This window comes from Microbacterium candidum (genome assembly GCF_030315975.1).
In the GTDB taxonomy this organism is placed as follows: domain Bacteria; phylum Actinomycetota; class Actinomycetes; order Actinomycetales; family Microbacteriaceae; genus Microbacterium; species Microbacterium candidum.
On the sequence record NZ_JASXSZ010000003.1, the window covers coordinates 168662 to 193227 of the forward strand.

21 protein-coding genes are annotated in these 24566 nt (G+C 69.7%); 12 read left to right on the forward strand and 9 right to left on the reverse strand.

Annotated elements, in window-relative coordinates:
• The first annotated feature begins 10 nt into the window (after nucleotides 1–10).
• Entirely contained in the window at nucleotides 11–640 is a 630-nt protein-coding gene (locus tag QSV35_RS10210; RefSeq protein WP_286288639.1) for an alanine racemase C-terminal domain-containing protein, read from the forward strand.
• On the forward strand, nucleotides 637–1680 hold the full coding sequence (locus QSV35_RS10215; protein WP_286288640.1) for an alanine racemase: 1044 nt from the start codon (nucleotides 637–639) through the stop codon (nucleotides 1678–1680). The genes QSV35_RS10210 and QSV35_RS10215 overlap by 4 nt, the downstream gene beginning before the upstream one ends.
• On the opposite strand, the gene QSV35_RS10220 is transcribed toward QSV35_RS10215, so the two are convergent.
• Nucleotides 1677–1898, reverse strand: coding sequence for a DUF7455 domain-containing protein (locus QSV35_RS10220; RefSeq protein ID WP_286288641.1), 222 nt, complete (start codon nucleotides 1896–1898; stop codon nucleotides 1677–1679). The genes QSV35_RS10215 and QSV35_RS10220 overlap by 4 nt on opposite strands.
• A 167-nt stretch (nucleotides 1899–2065) precedes the next feature.
• Between QSV35_RS10220 and QSV35_RS10225 the strand changes: the two genes are divergently transcribed.
• Both QSV35_RS10225 and QSV35_RS10230 read left to right on the forward strand, forming a co-directional pair.
• Nucleotides 2066–4147 carry a DNA gyrase/topoisomerase IV subunit B gene (locus QSV35_RS10225; protein ID WP_286289092.1) on the forward strand — a complete coding sequence of 694 codons (2082 nt, stop codon included), beginning with the start codon at nucleotides 2066–2068 and terminating at the stop codon, nucleotides 4145–4147.
• Nucleotides 4148–4273: 126 nt separating this feature from the next.
• The gene (locus QSV35_RS10230) at nucleotides 4274–4702 is read left to right on the forward strand and encodes a GNAT family N-acetyltransferase (protein ID WP_286288642.1); all 429 of its coding nucleotides are present in this window, start codon (nucleotides 4274–4276) and stop codon (nucleotides 4700–4702) included.
• A gap of 8 nt (nucleotides 4703–4710) precedes the next feature.
• Here the strand turns inward: QSV35_RS10230 and QSV35_RS10235 are convergent, their stop codons facing one another.
• The gene (locus tag QSV35_RS10235; RefSeq protein WP_286288643.1) at nucleotides 4711–7176 is read right to left on the reverse strand and encodes a DNA gyrase/topoisomerase IV subunit A; all 2466 of its coding nucleotides are present in this window, start codon (nucleotides 7174–7176) and stop codon (nucleotides 4711–4713) included.
• Nucleotides 7177–7239: 63 nt separating this feature from the next.
• Between QSV35_RS10235 and QSV35_RS10240 the strand changes: the two genes are divergently transcribed.
• Nucleotides 7240–8370 carry an alkaline phosphatase family protein gene (locus tag QSV35_RS10240; RefSeq protein WP_286288644.1) on the forward strand — a complete coding sequence of 377 codons (1131 nt, stop codon included), beginning with the start codon at nucleotides 7240–7242 and terminating at the stop codon, nucleotides 8368–8370.
• Nucleotides 8371–8373: 3 nt separating this feature from the next.
• Here the strand turns inward: QSV35_RS10240 and sepH are convergent, their stop codons facing one another.
• Nucleotides 8374–9456, reverse strand: a complete 1083-nt coding sequence (sepH, locus tag QSV35_RS10245) for a septation protein SepH (protein ID WP_286288645.1) — start codon at nucleotides 9454–9456, stop codon at nucleotides 8374–8376.
• A gap of 233 nt (nucleotides 9457–9689) precedes the next feature.
• Here sepH and QSV35_RS10250 point away from each other — a divergent pair, with 233 nt between their 5' ends.
• Nucleotides 9690–9983, forward strand: coding sequence for a DUF4193 domain-containing protein (locus QSV35_RS10250; protein ID WP_286288646.1), 294 nt, complete (start codon nucleotides 9690–9692; stop codon nucleotides 9981–9983).
• Here the strand turns inward: QSV35_RS10250 and QSV35_RS10255 are convergent.
• On the reverse strand, nucleotides 9958–10443 hold the full coding sequence (locus QSV35_RS10255) for a DUF3093 domain-containing protein (protein WP_286288647.1): 486 nt from the start codon (nucleotides 10441–10443) through the stop codon (nucleotides 9958–9960). The two genes, QSV35_RS10250 and QSV35_RS10255, sit on opposite strands and share 26 nt — an antisense overlap.
• Nucleotides 10444–10467: 24 nt before the next feature.
• Here QSV35_RS10255 and dut point away from each other — a divergent pair, with 24 nt between their 5' ends.
• The 5 genes from dut to dxs all read left to right on the forward strand — a co-directional run bounded on the left by dut (nucleotide 10468) and on the right by dxs (nucleotide 17286).
• Nucleotides 10468–10923 carry a dUTP diphosphatase gene (gene dut / locus QSV35_RS10260; protein ID WP_286288648.1) on the forward strand — a complete coding sequence of 152 codons (456 nt, stop codon included), beginning with the start codon at nucleotides 10468–10470 and terminating at the stop codon, nucleotides 10921–10923.
• Entirely contained in the window at nucleotides 10920–11519 is a 600-nt protein-coding gene (locus QSV35_RS10265) for a DUF3710 domain-containing protein (protein ID WP_286288649.1), read from the forward strand. The genes dut and QSV35_RS10265 overlap by 4 nt, the downstream gene beginning before the upstream one ends.
• On the forward strand, nucleotides 11516–12289 hold the full coding sequence (locus tag QSV35_RS10270; protein ID WP_286288650.1) for a DUF3159 domain-containing protein: 774 nt from the start codon (nucleotides 11516–11518) through the stop codon (nucleotides 12287–12289). Before QSV35_RS10265 ends, QSV35_RS10270 begins: the two co-directional genes overlap by 4 nt.
• 137 nt (nucleotides 12290–12426) lie before the next feature.
• Entirely contained in the window at nucleotides 12427–15237 is a 2811-nt protein-coding gene (acnA, locus tag QSV35_RS10275; RefSeq protein WP_286288651.1) for an aconitate hydratase AcnA, read from the forward strand.
• Between the two features lie 99 nt (nucleotides 15238–15336).
• A complete protein-coding gene (dxs, locus tag QSV35_RS10280) occupies nucleotides 15337–17286 on the forward strand; it encodes a 1-deoxy-D-xylulose-5-phosphate synthase (protein WP_286288652.1) in 1950 nt (649 codons plus the stop codon).
• An 84-nt stretch (nucleotides 17287–17370) separates the two neighbouring features.
• Here the strand turns inward: dxs and QSV35_RS10285 are convergent, their stop codons facing one another.
• The 5 genes from QSV35_RS10285 to QSV35_RS10305 all read right to left on the reverse strand — a co-directional run bounded on the left by QSV35_RS10285 (nucleotide 17371) and on the right by QSV35_RS10305 (nucleotide 23334).
• On the reverse strand, nucleotides 17371–18060 hold the full coding sequence (locus tag QSV35_RS10285; protein WP_286288653.1) for a TetR/AcrR family transcriptional regulator: 690 nt from the start codon (nucleotides 18058–18060) through the stop codon (nucleotides 17371–17373).
• A gap of 70 nt (nucleotides 18061–18130) precedes the next feature.
• Nucleotides 18131–20278, reverse strand: a complete 2148-nt coding sequence (locus tag QSV35_RS10290; protein WP_286288654.1) for a 3-hydroxyacyl-CoA dehydrogenase NAD-binding domain-containing protein — start codon at nucleotides 20276–20278, stop codon at nucleotides 18131–18133.
• An 11-nt stretch (nucleotides 20279–20289) separates the two neighbouring features.
• On the reverse strand, nucleotides 20290–21492 hold the full coding sequence (locus tag QSV35_RS10295; protein WP_286288655.1) for a thiolase family protein: 1203 nt from the start codon (nucleotides 21490–21492) through the stop codon (nucleotides 20290–20292).
• A 71-nt stretch (nucleotides 21493–21563) separates the two neighbouring features.
• Nucleotides 21564–22760 carry a ribonuclease D gene (locus QSV35_RS10300; protein WP_286288656.1) on the reverse strand — a complete coding sequence of 399 codons (1197 nt, stop codon included), beginning with the start codon at nucleotides 22758–22760 and terminating at the stop codon, nucleotides 21564–21566.
• Complete coding sequence (locus QSV35_RS10305) at nucleotides 22753–23334, reverse strand: DUF3000 family protein (protein WP_286288657.1); 582 nt, start codon at nucleotides 23332–23334, stop codon at nucleotides 22753–22755. Before QSV35_RS10305 ends, QSV35_RS10300 begins: the two co-directional genes overlap by 8 nt.
• Before the next feature lie 25 nt (nucleotides 23335–23359).
• Here QSV35_RS10305 and QSV35_RS10310 point away from each other — a divergent pair, with 25 nt between their 5' ends.
• A complete protein-coding gene (locus QSV35_RS10310; protein WP_286288658.1) occupies nucleotides 23360–24565 on the forward strand; it encodes an alpha/beta hydrolase family protein in 1206 nt (401 codons plus the stop codon).
• Nucleotide 24566: the final 1 nt, after the last annotated feature.

Here is a 24566-nt window from a genome sequence, read left to right on the forward strand (position 1 = left end):
CCGTATTCCGATGCCGGCATGGGCGTCGCCGCGCGCCTTCGTCTCGCGCAGCGCGCTCGAGGAGAACCTGCGTGCGGCGCATTCCGCCCGTCCGGAAGCGTCCGTCGACGTGCGGATGGACGCGCACGGCCACGGAGCAGACCTCGTGACAGGGATCGCCGCATCCATCGGGCTCGCGGTCGTCCGAGACCGTCCAGCCGGTGCGACCCTCGACCCCGACCTCGTGTTCGGGTTCCGTGAGGGGCGTCCGGCGATGCGATTCGTCGGCTCCGTGATCGGCGTCAAGACGCTCCGCGCGGGGGAGGGCGTGTCGTACGGCTACATCCACCGGGCGCCCGCCGATACGCGCGTCGCGCTCGTGAGCGGGGGGTATGCGCAGGGCCTGGTTCGGATGCTCGGGGGCATCGCGGAGGCCGTGATCGGCGGTGTCCGCCACCCGATCGTCGGGCGCGTCGCGATGGACGCGTGCGTCGTCGATGTCGGCGACGCTGACGTGTCGCGCGGCGACGACGCGGTGTTCTTCGGGCAGCCGACCCTCGGAGACCCGCCGCTCGCGGAGTGGGAGTCCCTGACGCGACTCACTCCGGGCGAGATCACGACGCTCGTCGGCACGCGCGCCGCCCGGAGCGTGGTGGCATGACCGCGCGCCTGGTCGTCGACCTCAGGGTGTTCCGACGCAATCTCGACGCAGTGCGCCGATCCGTCGCGCCGGCGGACCTCATGCTCGTCGTGAAGGATGACGCGTACGGGCACGGGATCGCCGAGATCGTGCGGGCCGCGATCGATGCGGGCGTCACCCGGTTCGTCGCGTTCACCGCGGCCACAGGCGCCGAGGTGCGCGTGGCGGCGGGTGCGGAAGCCGACATCCTCGTCCTCCTCGCCTCCGCGGACGAGGAGCTCGACCGCGCGCTGACCGCGGACCTGCAGCTGGGCGTCGGAAGCACGGCGCTGCTGGATGCCGCCGTCGGCGCCGCGGTCCGCACCGGCGTCGCACCCCGCATCCATCTCAAGATCGACACCGGATTGCATCGCAACGGCATCCGGCCCGAGGAGTGGCCGGATGCGGTGGCGCGGGCGGCGACGCTCGAGCGGGCGGGAGCGCTCGTCGTCGACGGCGTGTGGTCGCACATCTCAGAGGCCTCGGATGCGGACGACGACGCCGCCCGTGTGGCCTTCGACGCGGCCGTCGCGACCGCTCGAGATGCGGGACTGTCCCCGCGGATCCGCCACCTCGCGGCCAGCGCCGCGAGCTTCGCCCGCGCGGAGTTCCGCTACGACGCGGTCCGGATCGGCGCGTTCTGCTACGGCATCCGCCCCGCGGGAGGACCCGGGGAGGACGTCCTGGGCATCCACCCGGTCGCCTCTTTGCGCGCGAATGTCGTGGACGTGGCGGGCGACGGTGTGCGCGTCGACGTCGGCGCCTTGCACGGACTGCCGTCGACGCTCGCGGGTCTCGCGGACGTCGACGGGGGCGGTGAACCGCGCCGCCTCATCAGCGTCGGCGCGCTCGAGAGCATCGTGGAGACCTGGCCCGACGTGAAGATCGGTGACGACGTCATCGTCTACGGTGCAGGCGCAGCCCCATCGGCGACCGACCTCGCCGAGCTGATCGACACGATCGGCGAGGAGATCGCACTCCGCGTCAACCCGCTCGTGGAGCGGGTCTACATCGAGGCTTAGTCGGTCTCGTGGAGACGCGACGTCTCGTCGTGCCACGACGTGGCGACGGCACGGAGCTTCTCCTCGTACTTGCGTCCGTGGTGGGCGCAGTAGAGCAGCTCGCTGCCGTTCACGACGGCGATGATGTACGCCTGTGCGCCGCACGCGTCGCAGCGGTCCGCGGCCGTGAGGCGGCGCACGAGGACGTCGGTCTCGTTCGGTGTCGAAAGCGTGGTCATCTCGGTGCCTCCTCGGTATCGTCGCGGTTCCTGTCCGGTCATCAAATACAACCACGGAGAGCTTGCGAGAATGCCCCGAACGGCGGCGAGTTCGCTGAACGCGTACGATGTCCGCGCTGGGCCGTGTCCGAGAACGGAGTCACCGGCAACCCCGATTACGCTGGAAGATCGTGACCTCCGAATATTCCGCGCATCATCTCCAGGTCCTGGAGGGGCTCGAGGCCGTGCGCAAACGGCCCGGCATGTACATCGGCTCGACGGACTCGCGCGGCCTGATGCACTGCCTGTGGGAGATCATCGACAACTCCGTCGACGAGGCGCTCGCCGGGCACGGCACGCGCATCGATGTGATCCTGCGTGCCGACGGCAGCGTCGAGGTGGTCGACCGGGCGCGAGGCATCCCCGTCGACATCGAGCCCCGCACCGGGCTCTCCGGTGTCGAGGTCGTCTTCACGAAGCTGCACGCCGGCGGCAAGTTCGGCGGCGGATCGTACGCGGCATCCGGCGGTCTGCACGGTGTCGGCGCCTCCGTCGTCAACGCCCTCTCCGAGCGCCTGGACGTCGAGGTCGACCGCGACGGCAAGACGTGGGCGATGTCGTTCCACCGCGGCGAGCCGGGCACATTCGGCAACGGGTCGCCCGATTCCGGATTCAGCCCCTTCGAGAGCGCGAGCGAGCTGCGCGTCGTCGGCAAGGTCGCGAAGGGCGTCACGGGCTCCCGCATCCGCTACTGGGCCGACCGCCAGATCTTCACGAAGGACGCCTCGTTCCACCTCGACGAGCTGGAGCAGCGCGCGCGGCAGACCGCGTTCCTCGTTCCGGGCCTCGAGATCGTCATCAGCGACGAGCGCGGAGGCGAAGCCCAGACGACGTCGTACAAGTACGACGGCGGCATCTCGGAGTTCGTCGACTTCCTGGCTCCCGACTCCGGGGTGACCGACACGTGGCGGCTGGACGGCGAAGGGACGTTCCGCGAGACGGTCCCCGTGCTCCAGGCGAACGGCGCGATGGTCCCGACAGAGGTCGAGCGCACGTGCCATGTCGACATCGCCCTGCGCTGGGGAACCGGCTACGAGACGACGACGCGGTCGTTCGTGAACATCATCTCCACGCCCAAGGGCGGCACGCACCAGCAGGGCTTCGAGCAGGGTCTGATGAAGGTGCTGCGCGCCCAGGTCGAACAGAACGCCAGGCGACTGAAGGTCGGCAACGACAAGCTCGACAAGGACGACATCATGGCGGGCCTGACGGCGGTGCTCACGGTGCGTCTCCCGGAACCGCAGTTCGAGGGTCAGACGAAGGAGGTCCTCGGCACGCCGGCGGTGCGTCAGATCGTCACGAACGTGGTCGCGAAGGAGCTCGGCGCCCGCTTCTCGTCCACCAAGCGCGACGACAAGGCGCAGACGTCGCTGCTGTTGGACAAGGTCGTCTCCGAGATGAAGGCGCGCATCTCCGCGCGCACCCACAAGGAGACGCAGCGGCGGAAGAACGCGCTCGAATCCTCGTCGCTCCCGGCGAAGCTCGTCGACTGCCGTTCGAACGACGTCGCCGACTCGGAGCTGTTCATCGTGGAGGGCGACTCGGCCCTCGGGACCGCGAAGCTCGCACGCAACAGCGAGTTCCAGGCGCTGCTGCCGATCCGCGGCAAGATCCTCAACGTCCAGAAAGCGTCGATCAGCGACATGCTCGGGAACGCCGAGTGCGCCTCGATCATCCAGGTGGTCGGCGCCGGGTCCGGTCGCTCGTTCGATCTCGACGCTGCGCGCTACGGCAAGATCATCCTGATGAGCGACGCGGACGTCGACGGCGCCCATATCCGCACGCTGCTGCTGACGCTCTTCTTCCGTTATATGCGCCCGCTCATCGAGGCCGGGCGCGTGTTCGCCGCCGTGCCGCCGCTGCACCGCGTCATCGTCATGAACCCCGGCTCGAAGCCGAATGAGACGATCTACACGTACAGCGAGCAGGAGCTCCACGCCCTCCTGGCCAAGCTCACCAAGTCGGGGAAGCGCTGGCAGGAGCCGATCCAGCGGTACAAGGGTCTCGGCGAGATGGATGCCGAGCAGCTGGCATCGACGACGATGGACCGGTCGGGTCGCACCCTGCGCCGCGTCACGGTGCAGGATGTCGAGGCGGCCGAGGCCGCCGCATCCGTCTTCGAGATGCTGATGGGCAACGACGTCGCCCCGCGCCGCGAATTCATCGTGAACTCGGCCGACCGGCTCGGGCGCGAGCGCATCGATGCGTGATGCAGCGCGGATCCCGCCGACGCGGGAGCGTTGATGCCCGGCGGATCGAGGTTGAGCGACACGTCGACTCGATGGCGCTCGCTCAGTGCGGGTCTCCGCGAGCCGAAACCGGCTCTCCCTACCGGCGTGTCGCTTCGCACCGCCACCCCCGATGACCTCGATACCGTCGTCGCGCTGAAGAAGCGGGTGCTCCGGCGCGACCTGGAGCCTCTCGTGGGCTGGGACGATGTGCGGTCGCGGGAACGGGTCGTCGAGCACTTCTCACCGGCCCACACGTTCATGATCCTCGTCGACACGGCCGTCGCGGGGACGATCACGCTGCGGCCCGAGCCGGACGCGCTGTGGCTCGAGATGTTCTACCTCGACGACGAACACCAGGGCCGCGGGATCGGCACGGCGGTCCTCCGCTCCGTGCTTGCCGATGCGCCGCGCGATCGGCCGATGCGCCTCCAGGTCCTCGTCGGATCCGCCGCGCGTCGCCTTTACGAGCGGTACGGCTTCGTCGTGGAGGACCAGGACGCCGTCGACATCTGGATGCGCCGCCCTGTTCCGTGACCGGGTGATCAGCGGACGGACGTGCCGACCGCGCCGATGACCGCGTCCAGGGGCGAGCCGGACGCATCCCGCTTCGCGCCGCCCTCGGGAAGCTGACGCACGCTGCCGTCCGTGCCGACGGCGCGTGGGTCGGAGCCGACCCACGCGAGCGCGATGACGTCCTCGCCCTTGAGCAGTCGCTGCGCGCGCACGCCGCCCGTCGCACGACCCTTGGCCGGGAACTCGGTGAAGGGGGACACCTTGGCGCTGCCGGCATCCGCTCCCGTCAAGGCGCTCGTGGACCCCGCGACCGTGACGACGACCGCGTCGAAGTCGCTCGGTCCGACGACGTCGAACGCGACGACGTCCGCGCCGTCCCCGAGGCGGATGCCGGCCATGCCGCCGGCCGACCGCCCTTGCGGGCGCACCGAGGACGCGTCGAAGCGGAGGAGCTGCGCGTCGGTCGTCACGAAGACGAGCTCCGCGCCGTCCGACGCCGGGGCTGCGCCGATCACACGGTCGCCGTCCTTGAGCGCGATGACCTCGATGTCGTGCTTGTTGCCGAGCTCCGTCGCGGCGACCCGCTTGACGACGCCCTGCTGAGTACCGAGTGCCACGGGCGGCGCATCGACGAGCGGCACGATGGCGACGACGTGCTCGCCCTTCTCGAGCGGCAGATACTGGTCCACGCGGGTGCCGGCGGCCAGCTGCACCGCGTTCGCAGGAACGGAGGGCAGGTCGACGGGGGAGAAGCGGACGAGGCGCCCCGCGGTCGTCACGGCGCCGATGTCGCCGCGCGTCGTCGTGTCGACGGACGAGCGGATCGCGTCGTGCTTCGAGCGGCGTGCGGGGATGACGATCCCGCCACCCGCGACGTCGGCCGTGAGCTCGGCGCGCACCATGCGGCCCGTCGCCGAGAGGAACACGCGGCACGGCGCATCCGCGATCTGGAGGTCGGCGGCCACGGCCGCGGCGCGCGACCGCGGCTGGACCGGCCCGCCGTTCAGCAGCAGCGTGCGCCGGGGCGTGCCGTAGGTCTCGGCCGCCGCATCCAGCTCCTTCGCGACCTGGGCCTTGAGCAGGTTCTCGTCGCCGAGGAGCTCGACGAGCTCGGCGATCTCGGCCTGCAGCTTGTCGCGCTCCGCCTCGAGCTCGATGCGGGAGAACTTGGTGAGCCGTCGCAGCCGGAGTTCGAGGATGTACTCGGCCTGCACCTCGGAGAGGTCGAAGACCTGCTGCAGCCGCCCGCGCGCCTGCTCGCTGTCGTCGGAGGTCCGGATGACCTGGATGACCTCGTCGATGTCGAGGATCGCGATGAGCAGACCCTCCACGAGGTGAAGCCGTTCACGGCGCCGTGCGAGGCGGAACTCGCTGCGACGGGTCACGACGCTGAGCCGGTGCTCGAGGTACACCCGCAGCAGTTCGCGCAGGCCCAGCGTCTGCGGCTGGCCGCCGACGAGGGCGACGTTGTTGATGCCGAACGAGTCCTCGAGCGGAGTCAGGCGGTACAGCTGCTCGAGCACGGCGTTGGCGTCGAAACCCGTCTTGATGCCGATGACGAGCTTGAGCCCGTTGCGGCGGTCCGTGAGGTCCGTGACGTCGGAGATGCCGGTGAGCTTCTTCGAGTTGACCGCGTCCTTGATCTTCTCGATGATCCGCTCGGGACCGACGAGATAGGGGAGTTCCGTGACGACGAGGCCGGTGCGGCGTGGCCCGAGCTGCTCGACAGCGACCTTCGCGCGTGTGCGGAACGTGCCACGGCCGTTCGTGTAGGCGTCCTTGATGCCGTCGAGGCCGACGATGATGCCGCCGCCGGGAAGGTCGGGCCCGGGGACGAACTCCATCAGCTCTTCGACCGTGGCGTCGGGGTTGTTCAGGAGATGGATGGCGGCGGCCACGACCTCGATGAGGTTGTGCGGTGCCATGTTCGTCGCCATGCCGACGGCGATGCCCGCGGCGCCGTTGACGAGGAGGTTCGGGTATGCGGCCGGCAGCACGTCGGGCTGCTGGAACTGCCCGTCGTAGTTCGGGACGAAGTCGACGACGTCCTCGTCGAGGTGCTCGGTGAGTGCGAGCGCCGCGGGCGCGAGGCGCGCTTCGGTGTAACGCGGGGCCGCGGGACCGTCGTCGAGCGACCCGAAGTTGCCGTGTCCGTCGACGAGCGGCACCCGCATCGTGAAGGGCTGCGCAAGCCGCACGAGGGCGTCGTAGATGGCCGTGTCGCCGTGCGGGTGGAGCTTTCCCATCACCTCGCCGACGACGCGGGCGCTCTTGACGTGCCCGCGGTCGGGTCGCAGACCCATGTCAGCCATCTGGAAGAGGATGCGCCGCTGCACGGGCTTCAGACCGTCGCGCGCGTCCGGCAGTGCGCGCGAGTAGATCACCGAGTAGGCGTACTCGAGGTACGACCCCTGCATCTCGGCCGAGACGTCGACGTCCTCGATGCGTTCGACGGTGCTGTCGCCGGTGGACGAGGAGGAAGAGCGTGACGGCATGGCTGTGATGAGGACCTTCGGGTGGCTGGGCAGGGCTCGGAACGCATGTGCGACACTGAACCGATGTCCCTCAGCCTACCGTCGGACCCGCCGCGCGCCCGGAGCCTGGTCCGTGTCCTGCCCGAGGCGATCGCGGCCCTCTCCGGCACATCGTCGTGGTTCGCTCCGGCGCGCAGCGCGATCGTGTTCGTCATCGACGGGCTGGGTGCCGCGAACCTGGCGGCGCGGAGCGGCCACGCGCGGTTCCTCGCGGCCGCAGGCGGGAGGAAGGACGTCGCCCGCACGGTGTTCCCGTCGACGACGGCGGCGGCCCTCACGAGCCTCCTCACGGGCACACCGCCCGGCGAGCACGGCATCCTTGGCTACCGCGTGCGGGTGCCCGGTGCACGAGACACCGTCAACCAGCTGAAGGGGTGGGAGACCGACGGTCTCGATCCGCATGCGTGGCAGCGCGCGGTGCCCCTCCTGGAGCGAGAGACGGCGGCAGGTCGCCCGGTGTTCGTCGTGTCCCACGGCAAGTACGCGGGCACGGGCTTCACGGAGGCGATCCTGCGCGGCGCTCAGTTCGTCGCCGTCGATGACCTCCGGGACCGGGCGCTGCGCGCGGCCGACCTGGCGGCGGACAATCCGGGCGCGCTCATCTACCTCTACGCGCCGGACCTGGATGCCGTCGGTCACAAGCACGGGTGGGAGAGCGACCGCTGGACGGCCGCCCTCGAGCGGGTGGATGCCGCGGCCCGCGTCCTCGACGACGCGCTGCGGCAGAACGCGGGCGCCGTCGTGACCGCCGACCACGGCATGGTCGACATCCCGCGGCACCGGCAGATCCTGCTCGCGGAGGGCGACGCGCTCCTCGACGGCGTCGCGTTGATCGGCGGAGAGCCGCGGATGCTGCACCTCTACGCCGAGCAGGGCGCCGAGGCATCCCTGCTCGAGGCGTGGCGCGCGTCGGAGTCGAGCCGTTCGTGGGTCGTGTCCCGAGATGAGGCGATCGGATCAGGGCTGTTCGGTCCCGTCGATGCGGCTGTCCGGGATCGGATCGGCGACGTCGTCGTCGCGGCACGCGGCGGCATCGTGTACTACGACGATCGCGTCGCAGACAAGGCGCCGCGGCGCATGGTCGGCCAGCACGGATCACTCACCGACGCGGAGCGGATCGTTCCGCTCATCCGCCTCGGTGCGTTCGCGGGCTGAGGCTCAGTCCTCGGTGCGTGCGCCGAAGACGATCTCGTCCCACGACGGCATCGACGTGCGACCCTTCCGACGCGCGGACTCGGCGGCGGTTCGATTCGCGACGGGCTCCGCGGCAGCATGCTTCGGCAGATGCTTCTGCGCGGCGGCGGGCTGCTCGGGCTCGCGCTGCGGAGCCGGCTCGTCGTCCGCCTCGAGAGCATCGAACAAGGCGACGGGCGAATTCGGGCGAGTGCTCGTCGCCGGCTCGTCGTCCTCGTCGATCACCGGCATCGTCTCGCGCTGCCCGCGGCGACGCCGCAGCGCCTCCAGCAGATCGGCCGTCTGACTCGACGTCTGGCTCGTCTCCGGGGCGCGCTTGATCGCCGCATCCTGAACCGCCGAGGGGACGGGCTCGTGGACGACGGGCGACTCGAGGTCGGCCTCGGGGGCCGGCATCCGCCTCGGGCCGAACGCGCCGCTGTCGAACCGGCTGTCGTCCTTGGTCGGTGTGTCGAGTGCGCGCAAGCGCGGAATGAGGTTGTCCGGCAGCGATCCCTGCCGGGAGAGCTGGATGGCGTCTGGGTTGAGCGGTGCGAGCACCCCGCGACGCGGGTCGAAGCTCCAGCGCGCGTCGCGGTCGACCTCCGCGGCCGTGAACTCGAGCTTCACGATCCAGCCGGTCGGCTCCTTCCAGCTCGTCCACCGCTCGCCGACGGCGCCCGCCTCGGAGAGCTTCCCGCGTACGGCGGAGCCGAAAGTGGGCGGAGCGTCGCTGTCGAAGTCGCTGCCGAGCAGCACCGGGACGGCGAGAGCCTGTCCGACGACGTGTTCGCGCTCGGCGAGGACGGGGCCTTCGAACCGCGCGACGTCCTCGACGCGCGCCCCGAGGAGCGCGGCGACTTCCTCGGCGGACAGACCGGCGCGGATGTGCGCCTGCACCTCGCGAGGACTGGGGCGGGCCTGGCGATCTCCGGCCTCGCGCTCCCGGCGCGCGCGGCGCAGCTCGGCGCGCAGCACGTCGTCCACGGGGAGGGCGAACCGCTCCCCGGACTCGGTCGCGAGGACGAGCTTTCCGTCCTCTTCGCCGACGACTCTGAGCTGTTCCATGGGAAGAGCGCCTCCGATCTGCGGTCTCGACCTATCGTGACACGGCCTCTCTCGGTGAGCGGGAATATCCGGCGCGCGCCGCCCGTTTCGTCTGTGCGGTTTCGGAGGAACCTGCGAATCCGCAGTGGACATTTGCGAAATGCCAGACGGTCGTGCAAACTATGGCCGCCCGTACCGGCGGACCTGTGTTCCGCCAGAGGTTTCAGGACACACGGAAGAAGAGATATTCAGGCATGGCAACCGACTACGACGCACCCCGCAAGAACGAGGACGAGGGCGAATCGATCGAGGCGTTCAAGGAGCGCGTGCCGGACAGCTCGTCCGCATCGATCGATGCCGAGGATGCCGACAACCCGTCGGGCTTCGAACTGCCCGGAGCCGACCTCTCGGAGCTCGAGCTCGATGTCGTCGTCCTGCCCCCGCAGGAGGACGAGTTCACGTGCGTCAGCTGCTTCCTCGTGAAGCACCGCTCGCAGCTCGACCACGAGACGGCGGCAGGACCTATCTGCGTGGAGTGCGCGGCGTAACCTGCGCACGGCGGATCGCCGCCGCAAGCCGATCCGGCGTCCGAGTGGAGACGATCCACACGGGCGTCGGATCGTCTTCGTCCAGGACCGGGATGCGGATGACTCCGTCGATGCCGCCCCGGATGAGATGCCACGCCCGCGGATCGAGATCACGTCCGCGCGCATTGCGCGCCTCCTCGCCCGTGAGGATCTCCGGCTCTCCGAGGAGGCTCGCATCGATGTGCGCGCGACCGGCGACGAGCTCGCCGTCGCGGACCGCAACGGACGGCGAACCGGCGATGAGGAGCCACACGACTCCGATTCCGACGACGGCGCCGACGATGAGCGCGATCGTCGTGTCGAAGCGCGCGAAGACGAGGGCCGCCATCGGGCCGCACACCGCGGCGGCCACGAGGAACCAGAGCGACGGACTGAGCCTCTCGCGGTAGACGACGCCGCTGCCTGCGGAAGCACTGCTCATTGTGTTCTGCATTACCCTCTATGCGTGACCGAAACCGTGGACGTCCTCATTATCGCCCCCGAGCTTCCGGCCTACGCGCACCCCGGTGACGCCGGGGCCGATCTGATCGCCGCGGAGTCCGTCCGGCTGCAGCCGGGCGAGCGCGCGCTCGTCGGCACCGGCGTGCGGATCGCCCTGCCCGAGGGCCATGCCGCATTCGTCGTGCCCCGCAGCGGCCTCGCCGCCAAGCACGGGATCACGATCGTCAACGCGCCGGGCACGATCGACGCCGGCTACCGCGGCGAGATCAAGGTCGCGCTGCTGAACACCGACGCCCGCGAGGCCTACGACATCCAGGTCGGCGATCGCATCGCCCAGCTGATCGTCATGCCCGTGCCGCGCGCGCGCTTCATCCCGGTCGACGAGCTTCCCGACAGCGTCCGCGGCGACGGCGGCTTCGGTTCGACCGGCTACCAGATCCAGGAAGGAAGCAACGCATGACGGATGCGTCTGCCGCACCGGAAGAGCCGAAGTCGGCCCCCGAGGACCGCGCCGTGACCGGCCCGTTCGACGACTCGGAGGCGAACCCGGTACGGCCCTACATCGACCTCGGCGGGATCAAGGTGCTCCCGCGTGAAGGCCTGAACCTGCGTCTCGAAGTCGAGGAGCAGACGAAGCGGATCGTCGCGGTCGGACTCGACTACGCCGAGTCGACGCTGCAGGTGCAGCCGTTCGCGGCGCCGCGCACCACGGGGCTCTGGGAGGAGACCCGCGAGCAGATCCGTCAGCAGATCCGCCAGCAGGGCGGCCGCGTCGAGGAGCGCGAGGGCCCCCTCGGGCCTGAGCTCCTCGCTGAGGTCCCGGTCATGGCCGGTGCCGACGGCACCGCCGGCAAGCGACTCGCGCGATTCGTCGGCGTCGACGGCCCGCGCTGGTTCCTGCGCGGCGTCATCGGAGGCGCTGCGACGAGCGACGTCGAGGCCGCGGCCCTCGTGGAGGACCTCTTCCGCTCGATCGTCGTCGTCCGCGGGGGAAGCCCCATGCCGCCGCGCGACCTCATCCCGCTGAAGATGCCGTCGACCCCGGGCGTGGCGTGACGGACAGAGAATCGGGCGAGGCGGCGGGGGAGGAGCCCCGCGACGCCGAGCCCTCGGCCTCCGATCTCATCGGCGCCGCGCTCGGCAACGCCGCTCGTCGCGCGGGCCTCGATCCCGCCAAGCAGTCGTCGACCGGCCACGTCGTGTGGGCGGCGATGGGCGGATGGCGCGGCATCCTCGAGAGCGTCCTGCCGACCCTCGTCTTCGTCGTCGTGTGGGGACTGACCCTGGATGCGAAGGGGCAGGGCAACCTCCTCCTGTCGATCGGGCTCTCGGTCGGACTCGCCGCGGTCTTCACGCTCATCCGCCTCGCCACGCACTCGCAGGCGACGGCGGCGATCGGCGGGCTGATCGCCGCAGCGGCTGCGGCGGCGCTCGCACTGTGGACGGGGAACGCGGCCAACAACTTCCTCCTCGGGCTCATCACCAACGCCGTGTACGGCCTCGCCTTCCTCGTGTCGGCGATCGTGCGCTGGCCCCTCATCGGCCTCGCCGCCGGCTGGCTGATGGGGGAGGGCACGGCGTGGCGCGAGGACGCGCGCAAGCGCCGCGTCTATTTCTGGCTCACGATCGCGTGGGCCGCACTGTTCTTCGTCCGCCTCGCCGTCGAGCTGCCGCTGTACATCGCGCAGGACACCGGGACGCTCGGGATCGCCAAGCTCGTCCTGGGGCTTCCCCTCTTCGCGCCGCTCGTCGCCGTCACGTGGCTCGCCGTCCGCGCGCTGTACCCGAAGGCACCGGATGCCGGCGGGGATGCGCCGGCGAAGTGATACATTTATCTCGACATCAAGATAAATTCCCCCCGCGAAGCGGTTAGGCGGACCTCACTAGCCGTGGCCGTCCGAGCGGGGAAGGATGGGTCTGCGGGCGCGAAGCCCGTCCCCGCCGCCGATGAAGGAGACGACACGTGTCCACGGTTGACAGCTTCGGTGCGAAGAGCACCCTGACGGTCGGCAGCACCGACTACGAGATCTTCCGCATCGACTCCGTCGACGGCTACGCGAAGCTCCCGTTCAGCCTCAAGGTGCTGCTGGAGAACCTGCTGCGCACCGAGGACGGTGCGAACGTCACGAAGGAGCAGATCCAGGCGCTCGGGTCGTGGGATGCCGAGGCCGAGCCCGACACGGAGATCCAGTTCACGCCGGCGCGCGTGATCATGCAGGACTTCACCGGCGTGCCCTGCATCGTCGACCTCGCCACGATGCGCGAGGCGATGGTGGCGCTCGGCGGGGACCCCGCGAAGATCAACCCGCTCTCGCCCGCGGAGATGGTCATCGACCACTCCGTCATCGCCGACCTGTTCGGCTCCGACAACGCTCTCGAGCGCAACGTCGAGATCGAGTACGAGCGCAACGGCGAGCGCTACCAGTTCCTGCGCTGGGGCCAGACCGCCTTCGACGACTTCAAGGTCGTCCCGCCGGGCACCGGCATCGTCCACCAGGTCAACATCGAGCACCTGGCGAAGGTCATCTACGACCGCACCGTCGACGGCGTTCTCCGCGCCTACCCCGACACCTGTGTCGGCACCGACTCGCACACGACGATGGTCAACGGCCTCGGCGTGCTCGGCTGGGGCGTCGGCGGCATCGAGGCCGAGGCCGCGATGCTCGGCCAGCCCGTGTCGATGCTCATCCCCAAGGTCGTCGGCTTCAAGCTGACCGGTTCCATCCCGACCGGCGTGACCGCGACCGACGTCGTCCTCACGATCACCGACATGCTGCGCAAGCACGGTGTGGTCGGCAAGTTCGTCGAGTTCTACGGCGAGGGTGTGGCATCCGTCCCGCTCGCGAACCGCGCGACCATCGGCAACATGAGCCCGGAGTTCGGCTCGACCGCAGCGATCTTCCCGATCGACGACGTCACGCTCGACTACCTGCGCCTGACCGGCCGTTCCGACGAGCAGGTCGCGCTGGTCGAGTCCTACGCCAAGACCCAGCACCTGTGGCACGACGCCGCGCACGAGCCGACCTACAGCGAGTACATGGAACTCGACCTCGCCACGGTCGTCCCGTCGATCGCCGGTCCGAAGCGCCCGCAGGACCGCATCGAGCTCAACCACTCGAAGGAGCAGTTCGAGCGCGACCTGTGCAACTACGCGGACGTGGAGCACGACCTCGTCGACCTCGAGATCGCCGAGTCCTTCCCGGCGTCCGACCCGCCGGCGAACTCGCCTGCGGATGCGAACAGCATCCACATCCACCACCACCACAGCCACGCACCGGCGACGGCTTCGAAGCCGACGCATGTCGTGCAGGCCGACGGCACGGAGTACACGATCGACCACGGCGCCGTCACGATCGCCGCGATCACGTCGTGCACCAACACGTCGAACCCGTCGGTCATGCTTGCGGCGGGCCTCCTGGCTCGCAACGCGGTGAAGAAGGGCCTGAAGGCCAAGCCGTGGGTGAAGACCACCCTCGCGCCCGGATCGAAGGTCGTCACCGACTACTACGAGAAGTCCGGCCTCACGCAGGACCTCGAGGACCTCGGCTTCTACACGGTCGGCTACGGCTGCACGACGTGCATCGGCAACTCGGGCCCCCTCATCGAGGAGGTCTCGGCGGCGGTCAACCAGAACGACCTCGCCGTCACCGCGGTGCTGTCGGGCAACCGCAACTTCGAAGGCCGCATCAACCCCGACGTGAAGATGAACTACCTCGCGTCGCCGCCGCTCGTCATCGCCTATGCGCTGGCCGGGTCGATGAACTTCGACTTCGAGGTCGACGCCCTCGGCACCGACCAGGACGGCAACGACGTGTTCCTGCGCGACATCTGGCCGGATGCCGCCGAGGTGCAGTCCACGATCGACTCGTCGATCGACAAGGATATGTTCGTCTCGCAGTACGAGAGCGTCTTCGCCGGCGATGAGCGCTGGCGCACGCTGCCGACGCCCGAGGGCAAGACCTTCGAGTGGGACGCGCAGTCGACGTACGTCCGTCGCCCCCCGTACTTCGAGGGCATGACGATGCAGCCGTCGCCGGTGAGCGACATCTCGGGTGCGCGCGTGCTCGCGAAGCTCGGAGACTCGGTCACGACGGACCACATCTCGCCGGCCGGTTCCATCAAGGCCGACAGCCCCGCGGGCAGCTACCTCACGGAGCACGGGGTCGACCGCAAGGACTTCAACTCGTACGGCTCGCGCCGTGGCAACCACGAGGTGATGATCCGCGGCACCTTCGCGAACATCCGCCTGAAGAACCAGCTCCTCGACGGCGTCGAGGGCGGGTACACGCGCGACTTCACGCAGGCCGGCGGCCCGCAGTCGTTCATCTACGACGCGTCGCAGAACTACCAGGCGCAGGGCACCCCGCTCGTCATCTTCGGCGGCAAGGAGTACGGCTCCGGCTCGTCGCGCGACTGGGCGGCGAAGGGCACGAGCCTGCTCGGCGTCAAGGCGGTCATCACGGAGAGCTTCGAGCGCATCCACCGCTCGAACCTCATCGGCATGGGCGTCGTGCCGCTGCAGTTCCCGGCCGGCGAGACCGCCGACTCGCTGGGCCTCGACGGCACGGAGATCGTCTCGATCAGCGGCCTCGAGCAGCTCAACGAGGGCACGACCCCGAAGACCGTGCACGTCGTCGCCGAGCCGAGCGAGTTCTCGCCGGAGGGCAAGCAGACCGTCGAGTTCGACGCGGTCGTCCGCATCGACACGCCCGGCGAAGCCGACTACTACCGCAACGGCGGCATCCTGCAGTACGTGCTGCGTTCGCTCGTCTGAGCGACCGACGCGAGGCCGGTGACCCGAGGGTCGCCGGCCTCGTCGCGTAGAATCGACGGATGCGGCGGCATCCGTCACCGCGTGAAAGGCCTTCTGTCGATGACGCTTCTCGAGACGATCACGGGTCCTCGCGACCTCGACGCACTCTCAGAGGAGCAGGTGGATCTGCTCGCGGCAGAGATCCGCGAGTTCCTCATCGAGAACGTCGCCCGTACCGGCGGGCACCTCGGACCGAACCTCGGCGTCGTCGAGCTGACCCTCGCAATCCACCGCGTGTTCTCCTCGCCGCGCGACGCGATCGTGTTCGACACGGGTCACCAGTCGTACGTGCACAAGCTGCTGACCGGTCGCCAGGACTTCTCGACCCTGCGCCAGACTGGAGGCCTCGCGGGCTATCCGCAGCGCTCCGAATCGGTGCATGACATCGTCGAGTCCTCGCACGCCTCGAGTTCGCTGTCGTGGGCGGACGGCATCTCGAAGGCGTTCGAGATGACCGGGCAGAGTGACCGTTACGTCGTCGCGGTGGTCGGCGACGGCGCGCTGACGGGCGGGATGACGTGGGAGGCGCTCAACAACATCTCCGACGACAACACGCGCAAGCTCATCATCGTCGTCAACGACAACGGCCGCTCCTACGCGCCGACGATCGGCGGGATGGCGCGCTTCCTCAACTCCGTCCGCACGAAGCAGACCTACCGCAATCTGCATCTGTCCAGCAGCCGCGCCTTCGACAGGCTCGGCGACCCGGGCAAGGCGTTCTATCGCGGCGTCCGCGGCGGTCTGCATGGCTTCCTCGCGCGGTTCACCGACAACGAGGCGCTCTACTCCAACCTCGACATCAAGTACGTCGGCCCGGTCGACGGCCATGACGAGCACGCGATGGAGGCGGCGCTGCGTCAGGCCAAGAACTACGGAGCCCCGGTCATCGTGCACGCGATCACCGAGAAGGGCCGCGGCTACGAGCCGGCGCGTCAGGATGTCGCGGATCAGTTCCACGCCGTCGGAATCATCGATCCCGAGACCGGCGAGCCGCTCGAGAGCCCCTCAGCCCCCTCGTGGACCGCCGTGTTCGCCGACTCGCTCGTCGGGCTCGCCGACGCCGACCCGCGGCTCGTCGGGATCACTGCGGCCATGCTCCAGCCGACCGGATTGCACCGCATGGCGGAGCGGTTCCCCGACCGGGTCTTCGACGTCGGCATCGCCGAGCAGCACGCGGTGACGGCCGCGGCGGGTCTCGCCTTCGGGGGACTGCATCCTGTCGTCGCCCTCTACGCGACGTTCATCAACCGCGCCTTCGATCAGGTGCTGATGGATGTCGCCCTCCATCGCGCGGGAGTGACCTTCGTCCTCGATCGCGCCGGCGTGACAGGCCCCGACGGCCCGAGTCACCACGGCGTGTGGGACCTCGCGATCCTGCAGGTGGTGCCCGGCATCCGCATCGCGGCTCCCCGTGACGCCACCCGCATCACCGAAGAGCTCGCGGAGGCGGTGAAGGTGCAGGATGCGCCGACCGTGCTCCGGTTCCCGAAGGGGAACGTCGGACGGGAGATCGACGCGGTCCGCCGCACGGATGACGGCGTCGACATCCTGCGCGAGGCCGAGGTCAAGGACGTCCTCGTCGTCACCGTCGGGCCGATGGCTGCGACGGGCCTCGCCGTCGCCGACCTCCTGGCCGCACAGGGCATCGGCGCGACCGTGGTGGATCCTCGATGGGTCGTGCCCGTCGCGAGCAGCGTCATCGAGCTGTCTGCGGCCCATCGCCTCGTCGTGTCGATCGAGGACGGCGTCCGCGTGGGTGGCATCGGCACCCGCATCAGACAGGATCTGCGCGAAGCGGGCGTCGACACGGCGGTCACCGAACTCGGCCTGCCCGACGAGTTCCTCGAGCACGGTTCGCGTGGCGACATCCTCGAACGCGTCGGTCTCACGCCGCAGCAGATCGCGCGCGACGTCACGGCGATGGTGTCGGGCGCGAAGCTTCCGTTCGCGCGCGGGGTGTCCGGCGACACGGGGGTCGTGCCCGTCGTCGGGCCCGCCGAACCGCGCTGACGGACCGACCGCGGCGGAGGCGAGCGGGCGGGGGCGGCGTACGCCGCGCAGCCGTCTCGCGGGGAGCCGATTCCGGGCTGTGGACTATCCTGCCGTGCTGCCGATTCTGACGTCGGCGATGAGCCCGAGGAGCTCGCGCAGGGGAGCCCGCATGATCGGAAGCCGTGCGAGCGGCAGGCCGAGGCGCAGCAGACGCAGCCCTCGGTCGAGGAGCAGCCGCGTGCGCCTCTGTCCTGGCGAGGAGTCGTAGACCCAGAACATCGCGAGCAGCAGGTGTCCGATGACAAGTGCCTGCGGCAGGGCGTCGCGGAGATCCGCGGGGAGCCGGTCGTCCGCCCCATCCACGGCCTCGCGGAAGAGTCCCTCGACGATCGCCAGCGCGGGCGCGGAGTCGTCCGAGAGCGGGTTGATCGGCGATCTGGGGGAGACGGCCGCGGAGAGGAAGCCCGGTGCGAAGCCGTGGTACGGCTCGAGCTGGTCGAGCCCGGTGCGGTAGACGATGCCGACGCGGTCGACGAGATCGGTGGATGCCGCGAGACCAGGTTCGGCGGCCGCGCGATGTCCCTCCTGCACATCGAGGTACAGCTCCTGGACCAGATGGTTCTTCGACGCGAAATGGTAATGCGTCGTCCCGACGGAGACCCCTGCCTCCTGGGCGATGAGGCGGATCGTCGTATCGTCGTACCCCCGCTCCCGGAACGACCGGAGCGCGATCTCGCGCAGCTGTGCCCGGGTTCGCTCGCTCTTCGTCATCGGGGCGTCGGTACTGAACATGTTCAGCACACTACAGCGGAAGGGCGGGCCTCCGATCTCGGAGGACCGCCCTTCCGGCGTGCTGCATGGATCAGCGGTTGGCGACCCCGCGGATCGCCGGGTGGTGGAACGTGTCGCCGAACACGCGCTCCGACGCACCCTCGCGGTCGAGGTACGGCGACGCGCCGCCGTCGATGAACGGCCAGCCGGCGCCGAGGATGAGGCACAGGTCGATGTCCTCGACCTCGGGCACGACACCCTCGTCCAGCATCAGCTTGATCTCCTGAGCGAGGCCGTCCTGCACGCGACGCAGGATCTCCGCCTCGGATGCGGGCGAGGAGCCGACCGCATCCTTCAGCACCCTCTGCGCGTCCTTGGTCCAGCCGGTCACGCGACCGGCCTTGTCCTTCTCCACGACCTGGGGCAGCTCGGCGAGCGCGTGGAAGTTCGCGTTCGCGTAGAACCGCTCGGGGAAGGCGTTCGCCATCGTGTCCTGCACGTGCGCGGCGACCTTCCAGCCGACGAGGTCGATGAGCTGGAACGGCTTCATCGGGAGGCCGAGCGGCTCGAAGGCCTTCTCCACCGTCAGCAGCGGCGTGCCCTCGTAGAGCGCCCGCGCGGCCTCGCCGAAGACCTTCGCGAGGAGGCGGTTCACGACGAAGCCCGGCGCGTCCGCGGTGAGCACCGCGTTCTTGCCGAGGCCGCGGGCGACCACGAACGCCGTCGAGAGCGCGGCATCCTTCGTCGCGGGCGTCTTCACGATCTCGATGAGCGGCATGACCGCCACCGGGTTGAAGAAGTGGAAGCCGACGAGACGCTCCGGATGAGCGAGCTTCGCGCCGATCTCTTCCACCGACAGCGACGAGGTGTTGGTCGCAAGGATCGCGTCCTCGGCGATGATCGGCTCGATCTCGGCGAACACCTGCTGCTTGACGCCGATCTCCTCGAACACGGCCTCGATGACGAAGTCGCAGTCCGCGTACTCGGTCTTGTCGGTCGTGCCGTGGATGAGCGCCCGCAGGCGGTTGGCGGCGTCGCCGTCGAGACGGCCCTTCGCCTCGAGCTTGTCGATCTCGTCGTTGATGTAGGCGAGGCCCTTGTCGACGCGCGACTGGTCGAGATCGGTGATCAGCACTGGCACCTGCAGCTTGCGCACGAACAGCAGGGCGAACTGGCTCGCCATGAGCCCGGCGCCGATGATGCCGACCTTCGTCACCTTCTTGGCGAGCGCCTTGTCGGGCGCGCCGACCGGACGCTTCGCGCGCTTCTGCACGAGATCGAAGGCGTACATGGATGCGGCGAACTGGTCGCCGGTGATGAGCTCCGACAGCGCCTCGTCCTCGCGGGCGAAGCCCTCGGCCTTGGTGCCGCTCTTCGCCTTGTCGAGCAGGTCGAGCGCGGCATAGGGGGAGCGGGGGACCGTGCCGATGCGGCTCTCGAGCATGCCACGGGCCATCTTGATCGCGATGGGCCACTTCGTGAGGCGCTCGATCTTGCCGGGCTCGTTCTTCCGCTCCACCTTGACGGAGCCCGACAGCACTCCGTCGGCCCAGCGCAGAGAGTCCTCGAGGTACGTCGCCGGCGGGAAGATCGCATCGACGATGCCGAGGTCGAAGGCCTGCTGGGGCTTCAGCGTGCGGTTCTGCTTGAGCGGGTTCGAGATCACGACCTCGAGCGCGTTCTCGATGCCGATGAGGTTCGGCAGGAGATAGGCGCCGCCCCAGCCGGGGATGATGCCCAGGAAGACCTCCGGCAGCGCGATCGCCGCGGCCGAGGCGTCCACCGTGCGGTAGGTGGAGTTCAGTGCGATCTCCAGACCGCCGCCGAGTGCGAGCCCGTTGACGAACGCGAACACCGGGACGCCCAGGTCGGACAGCGACCCGAGCACCTGGTGCCCTCGCTGCGCGATGAGCTTGGCCATCTCCTTCGAAGGGATGCGGGCGACGTCGCTGAGATCGGCGCCGGCGGCCAGGATGTACTGCTTGCCGGTGATGCCGACCGCCTGGATCTCGCCGGCGGACGCACGCGCCTTCAGGGCGTCGAGCGTCGCGCCGAGCTCCTTGAGCGTCGCCGGTCCGAGCGTGTTCGGGCGTGTGTGGTCGCGGCCGTTGTCCAGCGTCACGAGCGCGAGGGTGCGACCCGAGGCGAGGCGGACGTCGCGCACATAAGAGTGCGTGACGACCTCGTCGTCGGCGAAGACCTCGAGCGGCGAGAAGTCGATCTCGTCGTAGTTCGTCATACCCTCTGCCCTTACTTCTTCTTGCCGTTGTAGTGCGGGTTCTCCCAGATGACCGAGCCGCCCTGGCCGAGTCCGACGCACATGGCCGTGAGGCCGTAGCGGACATCGGGGCGCTCGGCGAACTGGGCCGCGAGCTGGATCATGAGGCGCACGCCGGAGGCGGCGAGCGGGTGGCCGAGGGCGATGGCGCCGCCCCACTGGTTCACGCGGGGGTCGTCGTCGGCGATGCCGAAGTGGTCGAGCAGCGAGATCACCTGGATCGCGAACGCCTCGTTCAGCTCGAACAGGCCGATGTCGGAGATGTCGAGCCCGGCCTTCTTCAGCGCCTTCTCGGTCGACGGGATCGGACCGATGCCCATGATCTCCGGCTGGACGCCGGCGAACGCGTAGGAGACGAGCCGCATCTTCGGCTGGAGGCCCAGCTCCTTCACGGCGGCGCCGCCTGCGAGCAGGCTCATCGTCGCTCCGTCGGTGAGGGGCGACGAGGTGCCCGCGGTGACGCGGCCGTGCGGGCGGAACGGCGTCTTCAGGGCGGCGAGCCCCGCCATCGTGGTCTCCGGGCGGCGACCCTCGTCCTCGGTCGCGAGACCCCACGCACCCTCGTTGTCCTTGGTCGCGACCTGCACGAGGTCGGGCTGGATCTTGCCGGCGTCGTAGGCGGCCTGAGCCTTCTGCTGGCTCAGCATCCCGTAGCGGTCGGCGCGCTCCTTCGTCAGGTGCGGGAACCGGTCGTGGATGCGCTCGGCGGTGACGCCCATGTTGAGGGCGCCCGGGTCCACCATCCGCTCCGCGACGAAGCGCGGGTTCGGGTCGGCGTTGGCGCCGATGGGGTGACGGCCCATGTGCTCCACGCCGCCGGCGAGGGCGACGTCGTACATGCCCATGCCGATCGAGCCCGCCATCGTCGTGACGCTCGTCATGGCGCCGGCGCACATGCGGTCGATCGCGAAGCCGGGGACGGTCATCGGAAGGCCCGCGAGGATAGCCGCGGAACGACCGAGCGTGAGGCCCTGGTCGCCCGTCTGCGACGTCGCGGCGATGGCCACGTCGTCGACGCGATCGCCGGGGACGTTCGGGTTGCGCTCCATCAGTCCGATGATCGACTTGACGACGAGGTCGTCAGCGCGCGTGTTCCAGTACATGCCTTTCTCGCCGGCGCGCCCGAAGGGGGTGCGCATGCCGTCGACGAAGAAGACGTCCGAAATCTCGGCCACTCTGCCTCCAAAGTTTGGGATTGAGTACAGCCTACGGTGAGACTGAGTCTCACCAAATCGCTTGTCCGAATCTATGAAACGGGCTCGGATGCCGCTGGCACGCCGTGCACGGATTCCACAAACGCATCCGCGATCAGCTGTGCAGTCTGCGCAATCTGCCACTCTCGAGCGCCGAGATCTGCCAGAGAGCGCCCGATGGACGCAACGTCGATCACGGCCGGCGGATTCCAGGCGACGCGGCGCAGGAGCTCCGGGGTGAGGAGGTTCTCGGTCGGCATGTGCAGCTCTTCGGCGCGGGCCTCGATACGCGGCCGCGCCACCTTCAGCCGGGCGTCGGCGGCGGGGTTGCGGTCCGACCACGCGCGGGGCGGCGGAGGCGAGTCGCTCGGGATCCGCTCGACCGGGAGGTCGGTCGCGGCGCGGCCTTCTTCGATCGCGGTCCACCAGCGATCGATCTGGCTGCGCGACGCGCGCCCGGTGAACTCCTTGACGCCGGCAAGATCGCGCTTGGTGGCGGGTTCGGCCCGCACGGCGGCGACGAGCGCGCGATCCGGCACGAGCCGGCCGGGCGCGACGTCCTGTTCGCGGGCGTATTCCTCGCGGGAGAGCCACAGGGCGCGTGCCACTGCGAGATTGCGTCGACCGCGCACGGTGTGCAGCCCGCTGAGCCGTCGCCACGGGTCCTCGCGCGGGGGCTTCGGCAGGCGGGCGAGGACCGACGCGAACTCCTCGGAGGCGAACCCGGTCTTGCCCTGCTCGGCGAGCTCCTGCACGAGGGCTTCGCGGACGTCCACGAGGTATTCGACATCCAGTGCCGCGTACTCGAGCCAGCTCTGGGGGAGCGGTCGGGTCGACCAGTCGGACGCCGAGTGCTCCTTGGCCAGCGTGATGCCGAGCGTGTCCTCGACGACGGCGCCGAGTCCCACGCGCTCATGGCCGAGCAGGCGGGCGGCGAGCTCCGTGTCGAAGATCGACGGCGGCTCGAGCCCGAGCTCGCGCAGCGAAGGAAGGTCTTGGCTGGCGGCGTGCAGGATCCACTCCTCGCCGCCGATCGCGTCCTCCAGCGCGACGAAGTCGCCGATGGCCGGGGGATCGAACAGGAACACGCCGGCATCCCGCCGGAACACCTGCACGAGGTAGGCGCGCTGCGAATAGCGGAACCCCGATGCCCGCTCCACGTCGACGGCGACGGGGCCGGACCCTGCAGAGAGTCGGGCGGATGCGGCCCGGAGGCCGTCGGCATCCTCGATCACGTCGTAATCAGCCACGAGACCTCCGCGCGCCGAACACCTCGATACCCTCCGATCCGGGCGGGAGCCCCGCCAGCATGCACACGAACTCCGCCCACGCCTCGACGTGAGCGGAGAGGTCGCCGTCCGGCGACCAGGATGCGCGCACCTCGATCTGAGCGCCGTCACCCTCCTGGGCGAGCGTACCGAAACCCTTGGAGATCGTCTTGGTGGCCGTGCCCGCAGCGGCGTGGTGCTGCGCGTTGTGGGCGGCGAGTGCGTCCACGAGCCACGACCACGCGACGTCGGCCAGGACCGGATCGACGCCGATCTCAGGTTCGAGCGGGGCCTGCGCCAGACACACGATGCGCCAAGCGCCGTCCCACGCGACCGGCTCCGCGGGATCGTGGAGCAGGATGAACCGTCCGGTTCCGTACGGCGATTCGCCGTCGCCGTCGGGCCTGACATCGCCGGCGAGCGCCATGGCGTCGGGCGCGAGGCCCGTGGGCGCCGGGATCTCGCGGACCGCCAGATCGGCGCGAAGGACCGCGGCCCGCACCTCTGCCTCGGCCCGGGCGAACGATGCCGGACCCGGCGGACGGCGGTCACTCACGTCCACAGACTAAAGTGAGCGCTCTATGAAGCCCTTCAGGCGCGCCGCGGGCACCGGCGCGGAACCCGGCCTGGCGACCGGCATCCGGATCGCTCTGACCGTGCTGAGCACGGCTCTCGGCGTCGTCCTCGGAGCACTCGCCATCCTGTCGCTGCGCGTCGCGCGCGAGGTCGTCACGCCCGCCCGCCGTAAAGCCGACACGCGCATCGTCGATCTCGACATCGCTGCGCAGACGATCACCCTCGCGCGCACGCCCGACACGGAGCTGCCAGGACGGTACGGGCTGTTCACGACGGGCACGGAGAGCTACGTGAAGCTCGGGTCCGTGCTCTCGCAGGACGCGACGACCGTCAAGCGGAAGCTGCTGACGCAGGTCGGCGCGCAGTCACGGCTGAGCCCGGACGCCGCCTTCAGCGGCTGGTACTACGACCACCCGGAGCAGCTGCACCTGCCGTACACAGCGGAGCTCATCGGCTCGAGCGTCGGCCCGTGCCCCGCCTGGCTGTTCCCGGCGGGCGATGGAGACACGTGGGTGATCCAAGTGCACGGTCGCGGCACGACCCGGGCCGAGTGCCTGCGCGCGATCCCCGTCTTCCACGCGCTCGGCATCACGTCGCTCGTCGTGTCCTACCGCAACGACGGCGAGGCGCCCCGCAGCCGCACGGGGACGTACGGTCTCGGCTCGACCGAATGGCGCGACGTGGATGCCGCCATCGGCTACGCGCGTCGGCACGGCGCCCGCCGCGTCATCCTCATGGGCTGGTCGATGGGCGGCGCGATCTCGCTCCAGGTCGCGCTCGGCTCCGCGCATCGGGACCTCATCTCCGGCATCGTCCTGGAGTCGCCCGTCGTCGACTGGCGGATCGTCCTCGACTACCAGGCGAGCCAGATGCACATCCCGGGGACCGTCGCCGGGCTCGCGATGGGCGCACTGCAGTCGCCGTGGGCGACACCGCTCACGCGCACGGGGGGCGCCATCCCGTTCGACAGTCTCGACGTGGTGGCGCGCGCGGCCGAGCTGCGGCATCCGATCCTCATCCTGCACAGCGACGACGACGGGTTCGTCCCCTCGGACGCGTCCCACCGGCTCGCCGAAGCCCGGCCCGACCTCGTCGAACTCGACTCCTTCGACGTGGCGCGCCACACGAAGCTGTGGAACTACGACCAGGAGCGCTGGAGCGCAGCGATCACATCCTGGCTGCGGCGGCACGAACTGGCGCCGCAGGGCTGAT